At 70.3% G+C, this 12,457-nt stretch carries 12 protein-coding genes; 8 read left to right on the top strand and 4 right to left on the bottom strand.

Annotation, left to right across the window (positions count from 1 at the left end):
• Positions 1–56: 56 nt before the first annotated feature.
• From ABD357_RS44160 to ABD357_RS44140, 5 genes are read left to right on the top strand one after another with little or no spacing between them, the layout of a single operon-like run.
• On the top strand, positions 57–1,430 hold the full coding sequence (locus ABD357_RS44160; RefSeq protein ID WP_344397505.1) for an L-fuconate dehydratase: 1,374 nt from the start codon (positions 57–59) through the stop codon (positions 1,428–1,430).
• The gene (locus tag ABD357_RS44155) at positions 1,427–2,191 is read left to right on the top strand and encodes an SDR family NAD(P)-dependent oxidoreductase (RefSeq protein WP_344397503.1); all 765 of its coding nucleotides are present in this window, start codon (positions 1,427–1,429) and stop codon (positions 2,189–2,191) included. The genes ABD357_RS44160 and ABD357_RS44155 overlap by 4 nt, the downstream gene beginning before the upstream one ends.
• Positions 2,191–3,198 (top strand): aldo/keto reductase, encoded by a 1,008-nt coding sequence (locus ABD357_RS44150; RefSeq protein WP_344397501.1) that lies wholly within the window; start codon positions 2,191–2,193, stop codon positions 3,196–3,198. The genes ABD357_RS44155 and ABD357_RS44150 overlap by 1 nt, the downstream gene beginning before the upstream one ends.
• A complete protein-coding gene (locus tag ABD357_RS44145; protein WP_344397499.1) occupies positions 3,195–3,509 on the top strand; it encodes an L-rhamnose mutarotase in 315 nt (104 codons plus the stop codon). The genes ABD357_RS44150 and ABD357_RS44145 overlap by 4 nt, the downstream gene beginning before the upstream one ends.
• Positions 3,506–4,357 (top strand): amidohydrolase family protein, encoded by an 852-nt coding sequence (locus tag ABD357_RS44140; RefSeq protein WP_344397497.1) that lies wholly within the window; start codon positions 3,506–3,508, stop codon positions 4,355–4,357. The genes ABD357_RS44145 and ABD357_RS44140 overlap by 4 nt, the downstream gene beginning before the upstream one ends.
• On the opposite strand, the gene ABD357_RS44135 is transcribed toward ABD357_RS44140, so the two are convergent.
• The gene (locus ABD357_RS44135; protein WP_344397645.1) at positions 4,345–5,763 is read right to left on the bottom strand and encodes a lipase maturation factor family protein; all 1,419 of its coding nucleotides are present in this window, start codon (positions 5,761–5,763) and stop codon (positions 4,345–4,347) included. The two genes, ABD357_RS44140 and ABD357_RS44135, sit on opposite strands and share 13 nt — an antisense overlap.
• Positions 5,764–5,910: 147 nt before the next feature.
• On the opposite strand from ABD357_RS44135, the gene ABD357_RS44130 reads away from it, so the two are divergent.
• Both ABD357_RS44130 and ABD357_RS44125 read left to right on the top strand, forming a co-directional pair.
• On the top strand, positions 5,911–7,986 hold the full coding sequence (locus tag ABD357_RS44130; protein WP_344397495.1) for a SpoIIE family protein phosphatase: 2,076 nt from the start codon (positions 5,911–5,913) through the stop codon (positions 7,984–7,986).
• 47 nt (positions 7,987–8,033) lie between these two features.
• Complete coding sequence (locus ABD357_RS44125) at positions 8,034–8,897, top strand: Fpg/Nei family DNA glycosylase (RefSeq protein ID WP_344397493.1); 864 nt, start codon at positions 8,034–8,036, stop codon at positions 8,895–8,897.
• Between the two features lie 58 nt (positions 8,898–8,955).
• Here ABD357_RS44125 and ABD357_RS44120 read toward each other — a convergent pair whose 3' ends face one another.
• The 3 genes from ABD357_RS44120 to ABD357_RS44110 all read right to left on the bottom strand — a co-directional run bounded on the left by ABD357_RS44120 (position 8,956) and on the right by ABD357_RS44110 (position 10,985).
• A complete protein-coding gene (locus ABD357_RS44120) occupies positions 8,956–9,600 on the bottom strand; it encodes an anti-sigma factor family protein (protein ID WP_344397491.1) in 645 nt (214 codons plus the stop codon).
• A 188-nt stretch (positions 9,601–9,788) separates the two neighbouring features.
• A complete protein-coding gene (locus ABD357_RS44115) occupies positions 9,789–10,304 on the bottom strand; it encodes a hypothetical protein (protein ID WP_344397489.1) in 516 nt (171 codons plus the stop codon).
• A gap of 135 nt (positions 10,305–10,439) precedes the next feature.
• A complete protein-coding gene (locus tag ABD357_RS44110) occupies positions 10,440–10,985 on the bottom strand; it encodes a sigma-70 family RNA polymerase sigma factor (protein WP_344397487.1) in 546 nt (181 codons plus the stop codon).
• 310 nt (positions 10,986–11,295) lie between these two features.
• Here ABD357_RS44110 and ABD357_RS44105 point away from each other — a divergent pair, with 310 nt between their 5' ends.
• Positions 11,296–12,450, top strand: coding sequence for a CapA family protein (locus ABD357_RS44105; protein ID WP_344397485.1), 1,155 nt, complete (start codon positions 11,296–11,298; stop codon positions 12,448–12,450).
• Positions 12,451–12,457 lie beyond the last annotated feature (7 nt).

The following is a 12,457-nucleotide window of genomic DNA, read 5'->3' as shown; positions in this document are numbered from 1 at the left end:
TATACCGCACCGGACCTCGGCAGTCCGCTCCCCGTCCCTGACCGAAAGGCACTTCTGTGTCCTCATCTGCCGCACCTCGTATCACCGCGGTCGACACCTTCGACATCCGTTTCCCGACCTCGCGCGAGCTCGACGGCTCGGACGCGATGAATCCGGATCCCGATTACTCGGCCGCGTACGTCGTGCTGCGCACCGACGCCGAGGATGGGCCGGAGGGGCACGGATTCACCTTCACCATCGGGCGGGGCAACGATGTTCAGGTCGCCGCGATCGACGCGCTGCGCGCGCATGTCCTCGGGCGGCCGGTGGACGAACTGTGCGCGGACCCGGCGTCATTGGCCCGGGACCTGACCGGGGACAGCCAGCTGCGCTGGCTGGGACCTGAGAAGGGCGTGATGCACATGGCGATCGGCGCCGTCCTGAACGCAGTCTGGGACCTCGCCGCCAAGCGCGCCCACAAGCCGCTGTGGCAGCTGCTCGCCGACGCCACCCCCGAGTTCCTCGTCTCCCAGGTCGACTTCCGCTACATCGCGGACGTCCTCACCCCCGAGGACGCCCTCCACCTGCTCAGACGCGGCAGAGAGGGGACTGCGGAACGCACCGAACTGCTGAAGGAGCGTGGATTCCCCGGCTACACCACCTCGCCCGGCTGGCTGGGCTACTCCGACGAGAAGCTCACCCGCCTTGCCCGCCAGGCCGTGGCCGACGGCTTCACCCAGATCAAGCTGAAGGTCGGCGCGGACCTCGCCGACGACGTACGCCGCTGCCGCGTGGCCCGCTCCGTCGTCGGCCCGGGCATCCGTATGGCCATCGACGCCAACCAGCGCTGGAACGTCGACGAGGCCATCGAGTGGACCAAGGCGCTCGCCGACTTCGACCCGTACTGGATCGAGGAGCCCACCAGCCCCGACGACGTCCTCGGCCACGCGAGGATCCGTAAGGCCGTCGCACCGGTCAAGGTCGCCACCGGCGAGCACGTCCAGAACCGGATCGTCTTCAAGCAGCTGCTCCAGGCCGGGGGCATCGACGTCCTGCAGATCGACGCGGCCCGCGTCGGCGGCGTCAACGAGAACCTCGCGATCCTGCTCCTCGCGGCCAAGTTCGGCGTGCCCGTCTGCCCGCACGCCGGCGGCGTCGGCCTGTGCGAACTCGTCCAGCACCTCTCGATGTTCGACTACGTGGCCCTCTCCGGTACCACTGATGACCGGGTCATCGAGTACGTCGACCATCTGCACGACCACTTCCTCGACCCGGTGGTGATCAGGGAAGGTCACTACATGGCACCCACCGCGCCGGGCTTCTCGGCCACCATGCGCCCCGAGACTCTCGCCGAATTCACGTTCCCCGGCGGCACGTTCTGGGCCGCCGACCTCGCCCAGCAGACATCCACCGATCAGCGGCTCACCGGCCAGAAGGGGGCAGCGGCATGACCGACACCCATGACTTTGCGGGGCTCAAAGCGCTGGTGACGGGCGGCGCGTCCGGCATCGGCCGGGCCACCGCGGAACTCCTGGCCGCCCGCGGCGCCCAGGTCGCCGTCCTCGACCTGGACCCGTCGAGCGTCGACAAGCCCCTGCTCGGATACCAGGCGGACGTCAGCGAAGACACCTCCGTACGCCAGGCCGTCGCCGCCGCCGTCGCGCACCTCGGCGGACTCGACGTGCTGGTCAACAACGCGGGCATCGGCGCCCAGGGCACCGTCGAGGACAATGACGACGCCGAGTGGCACAGGGTCATGGACGTCAACGTCCTCGGCATGGTGCGTACGGCCCGCGCGGCCCTGCCCCACCTGCGCGAGTCCGCGCACGCGGCCATCGTGAACACCTGCTCCATCGCGGCCACCGCGGGCCTCCCGCAACGCGCCCTGTACTCCGCGTCCAAGGGCGCCGTCCTGTCGCTGACCCTCGCCATGGCCGCCGACCACGTCCGTGAGGGCATCCGCGTCAACTGCGTGAACCCCGGCACCGCGGACACCCCATGGGTCGGCCGCCTCCTGGACGCCGCGGCGGATCCCGCCGCCGAACGGGCCGCCCTGGAGGCCCGCCAGCCCACCGGCCGGCTCGTGTCGGCGCCCGAAGTCGCGGGCGCCATCGCCTACTTGGCGAGCCCGCTGTCCGGCGCGACCACCGGCACGGCACTCGCCGTGGACGGCGGCATGCAGGGGCTGCGGCTGCGCCCCGCGGGGCAGTGATGCGGACGCCGATACGGTCCCGGCGGCTGGGGCGATCCGGCGCCCAGGTGACCGAGCTGGCCTTCGGCGCCGCGGGCATCGCGGGCCTGTTCACGCCGGTGAGCGAGGAGCAGGCGCACGCCGCACTCGACACCGCCTGGGATGCCGGGATCCGCTACTTCGACACGGCACCGCACTACGGGCTCGGGCTGTCGGAGCGGCGCGTCGGCGCGATGCTGCGCGGGCGGTCCGGGTACACGGTCTCCACCAAGGTGGGCCGACGCCTGGAGCCGGTCGACGAGGTGACCGGCGACGACCTCCCGGGCGGCTTCGCCGTACCCGCCACCCACCGCCGCGTCTGGGACTTCAGCGCCGACGGTGTACGCCGCGGCCTGGAGGAGAGCCTGGAGCGGCTGGGCCTCGACCGCGTCGACGTCGTCTACCTCCACGACCCGGACGACCACGCCACCGACGCCTTCGGCCAGGCCTACCCCGCCCTGGAACAGCTGCGTTCCGAGGGCGTCGTCGGCGCGATCGGCGCCGGTATGAACCAGGCCGAGATGCTCACCCGCTTCGTCCGCGACACGGACGTCGACGTGGTGCTGTGTGCGGGCCGCTACACGCTGCTCGACCAGCGGGCCCTCGTTGAACTGTTGCCCTCGGCTCAGGAACGCGGCAAGTCCGTGGTGATCGGCGGTGCCTTCAACTCCGGCCTGCTGGCCGATCCGAAGCCCGGCGCCACGTACAACTACGTGGCAGCCCCACAAGAGATGCTGGACCGAGCCCTGAGGATCAAAGCCGCCGCCGAACGACACGGCACAACCCTGCGCGCGGCCGCCCTGGCCTTCCCACTCGCGCACCCCGCTGTGGCGAGCGTCCTCGTCGGCGCCCGCTCGCCCCAGGAAGTCCGCGACTGCGCCGAGCAGTTCACTACCCCGGTGCCCGCGGCTTTCTGGCAGGAGCTGCGGGACTCGAAGCTGCTGCCCGAGGAGGCCCCCGTGCGCGTATCGGAAGAGGAGCCGTCGTGAGAATCGCCCTGCACACCAAGGTCCGCGCCGACCGCATCGCCGAGTACGAGGCAGCCCACCGAGAGGTCCCCGAGGAGCTCACGGACGCGATCCGCGCCGCCGGCGCCACATCCTGGACGATCTGGCGCAGCGGCACCGACCTGTTCCATGTCCTGGAGTGCGAGGACTACGGGCGGCTCCTCGCCGAGCTGGAGAAGCTGCCCGTCAACATCGCCTGGCAGGCACGGATGGCCCAGCTCCTTGACGTGGTCCACGACTACTCGTCCGGGGGCGCGGAGGCAGGGCTGCCGGTCGTCTGGGAGCTGCCATGACGGGACGTACGCTCGTCGACGCCCACCACCACGTATGGGACCTCTCCGTACGCGACCAGGACTGGATCACCGGCCCCGAACTCCAGCCGCTCCGGCGGAACTTCACCCTCAAGGACCTCGAACCTGAGACCCGGGCCGCCGGAGTCGGCCGCACCGTCCTCGTGCAGACGATCACCGTGCCCGAGGAGACCCCGGAGTTCCTGGCCCTCGCGGAGGAGACCGAGCTGATCGGGGCAGTGGTCGGCTGGACCGATCTGACCCGGCCGGACGTCGCCGACGAGCTGGCGCGGCTGGCGGAACTCCGGGGTGGCGCGTACCTGCGGGGCATCCGCCACCAGGTCCAGGGCGAGCCCGATCCCGAGTGGCTGCTGCGCCCGGACGTACGCCGAGGACTCACCGCCGTCGCCGCAGCGGGCCTCGTCCACGACCTGGTCGTCCTGCCGCACCAGCTGCCCGCCTGTGTGAAGGCGGCCGAAAGCCACCCCGAACTCACCTTCGTGCTCGACCACTTGGGCAAACCGCCCATCGCCTCGGGCGAACTCGAACCCTGGGCCACCCGCGTCCGCGCACTCGCCGCGCTGCCCAACACCGTCTGCAAGCTGTCCGGCATGGTGACGGAGGCGGACCCGAAGAGCTGGACGGTGAGCGATCTGGCACCCTACGCGGACACGGTGCTGGAGGCCTTCGGCCCGTCCCGGCTGATGTTCGGCTCGGACTGGCCGGTGTGCACTCTGGCCGCCACGTACCTCCAAGTACTGGATGCTGCCGAGGAGTTGACGACCGGGCTGAGCGACAGCGAGCGCACCGAGGTCTTCTCGGGCACCGCGAGCCGCGTCTACGCCCTCTGAACGGCGACCTCAAGCCGTGTGGGCGGCAGGAACTCCCGTACGTACGTCCGCTGCCAGCAGGCGCCCGTCTCGCGCAGCTCGCGCCAGGTCGTGTACCGGTAGCGGTACAGGCTCGCGCGTACGTACCTGGGCGGCTGGTCCGCCGGGAACGGGGAGCGGCGCAGCAGCCGCAGGGTGTCCCGGTCGTTCTCCAGCAGCCGCTCCACCAGAGCGCCGAACCAGGATCCGGCGTACGCGGGGGAGAGCCCCACGAACCACATCAGCCAGTCGAGCCGCAGATGGTACGGGGCGAACTGGCGCGGCCAGTGCCGGGGATCACCCGGCTTGCCCTTGAACTCGTACTCCCGCCAGTCCGAGTCCGCGCGCGGCAGCTCGTCCAGCGTGCCCTCGAGGACGACCTCGTACCTCAGCCGGCTGACGCTGCCGAACGCCCCGTAGGTGTTGACCAGGTGGAGCGGGTCGAAGGAGCGGTTCATGACCTGGCGGCGCGAGACCAGGTTGCGGGCCGGACGGTAGCTGAGGGCGACCAGCCCCGCGGCGACGGCCAGGACCACGATCTCGTACCAGAGCGGAGCGTCCGACGGGCCCCGCGTCACTCCGTAGTCCACGGCCGGCAGCGCGACCACGATCGTGATCCAGTTCAGCCAGGCGAAATTGCCCGACAGAACCAGCCACAGCTGGGTGACGATCATCAGGGACGCGGCGGCCGTGGCGATGGGCTGCGGGGCGAAGAGGAGGACGGGGACGACGAGCTGGGTGAAGTGGTTGGCCGCCACCTCAGACCGGTGCAAGGGCTTCGGGAGATGGTGGAAGAACCAGCTCAGCGGCCCCGGCATCGGCTGGGTCTCGTGGTGGTAGTCGAGGCAGGTCAGCTTCCGCCAGCAGGCGTCGCCGCGCATCTTGATCAGACCGGCCCCGAACTCGACGCGGAAGAGGAGCCAGCGCAGCAGAAAGAGCACCACGATCGGCGGGGCGACCTCGTCGTTGCCCAGGAAGACGGCGAGGAAGCCGACCTCCAGGAGCAGGGACTCCCAGCCGAAGGAGTACCAGGTCTGCCCGACGTTCACGATCGACAGATACATCACCCAGGGGACGAGCCACAGCAGCATGCCGCCCCAGAGCGGCAGTTGACCGTCCAGGCCCGCGATGAGCGCGACCGACACCGCGCAGCCGGTCCAGGCCCAGGCCGCGAACAAACGGTCGGAGTAGTGGAGGTGGAACACGCTCGGTGCCCTCCGGAACGGCACCCGGGCGACGAAACGGGGCACCGGCAGCATGCCGCGCTCGCCCATCAGCGCGCGGAACTGCAGCGCCGCGCTCAGGAAGGCGAAGAGATACACGACGGCCAGCGCCCGCTGGAAGACCAGCCGGCTCATCCAGTACTCGGGGGCGGTGAACCACTCCACCTCGGCTTCCCCCTTCTCTCCCATGGTGACGCTGCGTGAGCCTTCACCTCTGGGGTGCCCAGGACCGGCGCGGACAACTCGATCCGCTCACATTTCGGCCGTGACGAGAAGTCGAAGATTTGGCCAAACCCTGGCAAGGTAAGCCCCATGGTTGATCGGGGAGCGAGCGCCCTGTCACTCCCGGACGACTGGCCCGCCCACCCGGACCCGATCCTGGCGCTCAACCGTATGGGCAGCTTCGACTGGGACCTGGACACCGGCATCATGCAGATGGACCCCCAGGCCCACGAGATCTTCGACGTGTCTCCCGACGAGTACGACGGTCGCCTCGAGACCCTGGCCCCGCGAGTGCCCCCGACAGAGGCCCACCGCCTGGACACCCACGTCTCCCAGGCCATCAAGGACGGCAGCGAGAACTACGGGGCGTACTTCCGCATACGCCGCCGCGACGGCACCCTCCGCTGGACCCACACCCAGGGCTACATCCGGCGCGACGAGACGGGCCGGCCGCGTCGCGTCATCGGCATCATCCGTGACGCCACCCAGGAGCTGATCGAGAGCGAGGCCCAGCGCGAGCAGGCGGCTCTCGACGAGTTCCGCCGCCGGCAGACGAACGTCGTGCAGATCGCCACCGCCGCGCTCGCGCACGCCCGCACCGTCCAGGACGTCATCGACGTCCTCACCGACACCCACGGACTGACCCACCTCGGTGCGACGAGCCTGGTCATGGGCCTTGTGGAGGCCGGACGGATACGCCTCGTCGCCGAGGGGCCCACGGGCAGCTTCGTACCCGGCACCCGGGTCACACGCATCGACGAGCAGTACCCGATGAGCGAAGTCGTCCGCACCCTCACCCCGCGCTTCATCGAGTCACCGGAGGACTTCGCCGGGTCGTACCCCCTGCTGTGGCCGCACATAACCGACCTGCACATCACCTCGGCCGCCTATCTGCCGCTGATCGCGCAGGCCCGCCCCATCGGCGCGCTCGGTCTGCTCTACCACGACAAGCGGGGCTTCACGGCGGAGGACCGCAACGTCCTCGTCGCCCTGGGCAGCAGCATTGCGCAGAGCCTCCAGCGGGCCATGCTCTACGAGCAGGAGAAGGACCTCGCCCAGGGGCTCCAGCAGGCCATGCTGCCGCGCTCCATCCCCAGCGTGCCCGGCGCCGACATCGCCGTCCGCTATCGCTCGGCCTCCCTGGGCCGGGACATCGGCGGCGACTGGTACGACATCATCCCGCTGCCCGGCGGCCGGGTCGGCGCCGTCATCGGCGACGTCCAGGGCCACGACACCCACGCGGCAGCCGTGATGGGCCAGCTGCGCATCGTGCTGCGCGCCTACGCCGCCGAGGGCCACACGCCCGCCACCGTCATGGCCCGCGCCTCGGTGTTCCTCGACGAACTCGACACCGAACGCTTCGCGACCTGCACCTACGCCGAGGCCGACCTGTCTACCGGAGTGGTCCAGATCGTACGGGCCGGCCATATCGACCCGCTGGTGCGCGACCCGGACGGCAGCTGCCACCGGCTGTCGGTCGAAGGGGGACTGCCGCTCGGTCTGTCCGCCGAGTTCGGGCGGCTGCACTACCAGGTCGACACCTTCGAACTCGACCCGGGCCAGACCCTGTTGCTGTACACCGACGGACTCGTCGAACAGCCGGGAGTGGACCTCGACGAGGGGATGAAGACGCTCCAGGCACTCGTTCACACGGGCCCCGACGACGTACGCGACCTCGCCGACCGGCTCATCGACGTGGCCGAGGAACGCGGCGGCGACGACGATGTCGCACTGCTCCTGCTGCGCCGCCTCGGCCATGTCGCGCAGCAGTCCGGCGGACGGCTCCAACAGCACATCGGGCCGGGCGATCCGGAGGCGCTCATCGGGGCCCGGCACATGATCCGCGCCGCCGTGGCGGCCTGGGACGCCGAGGACCGCGCCGACGAGGTCGAGCTGGTCGCCGACGAGATGATCACCAACGCCCTGATACACACCGAGGGTTCCGCGATCGTCACCCTGAGGGCCCTCACCGGTTCCGACCGCCGCCTGCGCGTCGAGGTCGAAGACGCCTCCAGCGCCCTGCCGCGCCGCCGCGAGGCGGGGGAGTCCGGGGTCTCGGGGCGCGGACTGCTGCTGGTGGACCGCCTCGCGGATGTGTGGGGCGTGGAGGCGCGCGGCGGCGGCAAGTGCGTGTGGTGCGAGTTCATCGTTCCGGAACGAAGCTGACCACTGCCGCGCATGGCGTCGTCGGCACCGGGTGGCACTCTGGACGTATGCCGGAACTTCCCGAGGTCGAGGCGCTCAAGGACTTCCTGACCGGGCACCTCGTCGGCCATGAGATCGTGCGGGTGCTGCCCGTCGCGATCAGCGTCCTGAAGACGTACGATCCGCCGCTCGCCGCCCTGGAGGGCCGTGAGGTCACGGCCGTGCACCGGCACGGCAAGTTCCTGGACCTGTCGACGGACGGCGGCCCGCACTTCGTGACGCATCTGGCCCGCGCGGGCTGGCTCCAGTGGAAGGACCGTCTGCCCGACGGCCCGCCCAGGCCGGGCAAGGGCCCGCTCGCGATGCGGGTCGCCCTGGAGACCGGCGAGGGCTTCGACCTCACCGAGGCCGGCACGCAGAAGCGGCTGGCCGTGTATGTCGTACGGGATGCCGGCGAGGTCCCGGGAGTCGCCCGGCTCGGCCCGGATCCGCTGGCCGCCGACTTCGACGAGAGACGCTTCGCCAAGCTGCTCGAGGGGGAGCGCCGCCAGCTCAAGGGCGCGCTGCGCGACCAGAGCCTGATCGCGGGCATCGGGAACGCCTACAGCGACGAGATCCTGCACGCCGCCCGGATGTCCCCCTTCAAACTCGCCGCCTCATTGACCGCCGAGGAGACCCATCGCCTGTACGAGGCGCTGCGCACCACCCTCACCGAGGCGGTTGAGCGCTCGCGCGGGGTGGCAGCCGGGCGGCTGAAGGCGGAGAAGAAGAGCGGTCTGCGGGTGCACGGCCGCACCGGGGAGCCCTGCCCGGTGTGCGGCGACACGATCCGCGAGGTCTCCTTCAGCGACTCGTCGCTCCAGTACTGCCCGACCTGCCAGACGGGCGGCAAACCCCTCGCGGACCGCAGGTTGTCGAAGTTCCTGAAGTAGGCGTTCCTGAAGCAGGCGTTCCTGAAGCAGCCCCGGGGATCAGAAGTGGCCCGGGAGATCAGGGAGCCTTGAGCTTCACGAGCGTCTCGTCGCCCGTGCGCACTTCGTATCCGGTGATCTCGTCGGACTGCATCGACGCGGAGGCCTGCATGGGGCTGGGTGTGCCGCCGCCCGCCTGCCAGTTCATCAGGGTCTCCTCCGAGCCGTCGCTGCCGATGGCGACGAGCTCGCAGGGCTGGGGCTCGGAGATGCCCTTGACCATGAAATCGACGTCGCTGCCCCAGGCCCGGTCATGCGTGGTGACCTCGGCCCACACACCCGTACCGGGGTCGGTCGCGGCGACCCGCTGTCCGTCCGCGCCGGATCCGCCGGCGAGCACCGCGACCGCGGGCCCGCCCACCGCGATCACCACAGCGGCGGCGACGGCGAACAGCCAGCGCGTACGACCTTTCCGGCGTCTCCTGACCACATCCTCGAGCAACCGGTCAAGAAGCGCCGGGCCGGGCCTGGTCATGGGATTCACGGTGCGCGGAGTCGCCTCGGCGTACGCCCGCAGGGACCGTGTCGTGGGGGCGAGTTCGCGTATCTGCATCGCGCACTGAGGGCACTCCATGAGGTGGTCCTCGAAGCGGAATGCATCCGCAGCGTCCAACACGCCGAGCGCATAGGCGCCGACGTCGCGATGGCGTTCCAGGGACCTCATACCTCATCCTCGTGGCGATGGTGAGAGCTAGGAGTAGCTGCTTGCCCACCGGTACGCACGAGAACGCCGAATCACTCAAGCCTCGCAGGAAACCAACCAGGAGATTCGGAGCCGGAGCGCCCGCGGATTGGTCGGGAACCAAAAAAAGTCGCGGATCAGAAAAGTTCGGAGAACGGAAAGATCACGGATCAGAAAAGGTGGATCGCGAGGTGCCCCAACGGCAGCCCCAGCCGCCAGGCCGGCGTCCACACCTTCGGGCCGTCGTCCTCGCCGGGCACCGGGCCTCCGCCCGGCACCGCGTCCAGGTCCGGCGCGAGAAGCTCGGTCTCCTCGAGCCAGCGCCAGGCCGCCGTCGCCAGCTCCAGGTCCGGCGCGGGGCCTCCCGATTCGACCGCCTCGGCCGCCTGCGCCGCAAGCCGCTCGCACACCCAGTCCTGCCACGGCTGGTCGTACGCCGTCAGCGAAAGCCAGGTCTCCAGCTGCGAGACGACGCGGATGCCGGAGAGCTCACCGCTCGTGTCCGACAGGAAGATGGTCAGCGCCAGCGCGTCGCGCCCGGCGCGGAACTCGAATGACGTCGGTGGCATCAGGTCCCCGGTACGCAACAGCTCGTCGGCGATGTACTCGGCGTACAACCACGCCATGGGAACGACGAGTTCACCGCCGCCGGTGCCGTCCGTGCTCTCGTGGCCTCTGTGCAGCATCCTTTCCTGCCTTCCTCCGGTGCGTGCGCGTCGCCCGACCCCGGGCCCCATTCCGGAACACGGATGAGGACAGCCGATTACTCAACAGAGGGTCTCGGCAAGGCGCTTTACGGAGGTTTGACTCGACCGTTGGTTTCACCGCAGGTCGGTCGCGTATCCCGGAAGTACCCGGCGCAGGGCGCGCAGCGCGTAGTACGCGCGGGACTTCACGGTACCGGGCGGGATCCCGAGCTCCGCGGCGGCTTCCGCCACACTCGCACCGCGGAAATACACCTGCACCAGAACTTCCCGGTGCTCGGGAGTGAGTGTCTTCACAGCCTCCCGCACATCGAGGGTGGCCGCTGACCTTTCCGCGTGATCGGCGCAGACCCGCGCGCTCTCCAGTACGGCGTCCCCGACCTCCGCGGGCCGAGCCTGACGGGCCCTGCGTGCGTCGATGGCGAGCCGTCGTCCCACGGTCAGCAACCAGGGCCGTACGGAGTCGAAGTCGTCGGCCCGCAGCGCCTCGGGGTGCTGCCAGGCGCGTACCAGTGTTTCCTGCACCAGATCCTCGGCGCGTTGCCGGTCTCCGTCCGAGAGCCTCAGCAACAGAGCGAAGAGTGGTGCGCCGTGCTCCCGCTGCAACTCGGCCAGCTCGTGCTCGGCGGTCGTCCTGCTCGTGATGGTCGTGGCGGCCGTCATGGCCGTATGTCAGCGCAGGTCGCTCCGCCGGGACAGGCCATGGACGCGGATCGTCGGCGGACGGTCGAAGCTGTCGACGAACGGTGCGATGAACGGTCGATCGGGGATGGCCGGTGGCTGACACCCCAGCCCTTCGGCTGGCCGGAACGGCTCCTCCGCAAGGTCTGGGGGCCGGAGGGGCCGAGTGGGTCTGAGGGGCGCCGCGTGGAGCCGTTTCAGTGACCTGGCCGGAATGGCTCCTTGACCCTTGTGTCGTCTCTGGGTGGATTCGTAGTTGTTAGTAATCAAATACGACCGCACAGGAGCCGGCTTGAAGACCACGCGCAGGCGACACACGACACTGGCCCTGGCGGTCCTGCTCCTCACGGCAGCCGTCGGCTGCCAGGAGCAGGAGCAGAGGCCGGAGCCGCCCGCGCGGACCGGGGATCGCGCGCCGCAGGCCCGAGGCGCCGGCTTCACGCTCGTCGCCTCCGGCGACGTCCTGCCGCACAGCTCGGTCATCCGCCAGGCGAACGCGGACGCGGGCGGCAGCGGCTACGACTTCCGTCCCATGCTCGCGGGCATGCAACCCGTTGTGACCCGGGCCGATCTGGCGATCTGCCACATGGAGACCGTGTACGGCGCGAACGGCGACTACTCCGGCTACCCCCTCTTCAAGTCGCCGCCCGAGGTGGCCGCGGGCCTCGCCGCCACCGGCTACGACGCCTGCTCGACCGCCTCGAACCACACCCTCGACGCCGGCGCCGCAGGCATCCGTCGCACGCTCGACGCACTCGACCGCGCGGGCGTAAGGCACGCCGGATCCGCCCGCACCGCCGCCGAGGCGAGTACGCCCACCCTCCTGCGGGCGGGCCCCGCGAAGGTCGCCCACCTCGCGTACACGTACGGCACGAACGGCATCCCGCTGCCCGAGGACAGGCCCTGGGCGGTGAACCTGATCGACCGCGACAGGATCCTCGCGGACGCCCGCGCCGCCCGTAAAGCGGGCGCCGACGTCGTGGTCCTCTCCCTGCACTGGGGCACCGAATGGCAGGATGCGCCCGACGCACAGCAGCTGCGGCTGAGCAGGCAGCTCACCGAAGCCCGCGCGGACGGCCGCCCCGCCATCGATCTGATCCTCGGCACCCACGCCCATGTCCCGCAGGCGTACGAGAGGGTCAACGGCACCTGGGCCGTCTACGGCATGGGCGACCAGATCGCCGGAGCGATGGTCAACCACAGTGGCGCCCACGACCCCCGCGGCAACGAGAGCACCATCGGCCGCTTCACCTTCGCCCCGCCCGCCGAACCCGGCGGACGGTGGAAGGTCGAGAAGGCCGAGTTCGTACCGCAGTGGTTCGACACCGGCTCCCATCGTGTCGTGAACCTGAACAAGGCGCCGGACCAGAGCGCCGTACGCGACCGGATCCGCCAGGTCGTCCTCAGCCGGGGCGCGGCCGAGGACGGGCTCGTCATGGGGAAGTAGTCCCCGC

Origin of the sequence: Streptomyces vastus, from assembly GCF_039532825.1 — a bacterium.
In the GTDB taxonomy this organism is placed as follows: Bacteria; Actinomycetota; Actinomycetes; order Streptomycetales; family Streptomycetaceae; genus Streptomyces; species Streptomyces vastus.
Note: the sequence above shows the minus strand (reverse complement) of the source record. Positions and strands in the feature narration are given on the sequence as shown.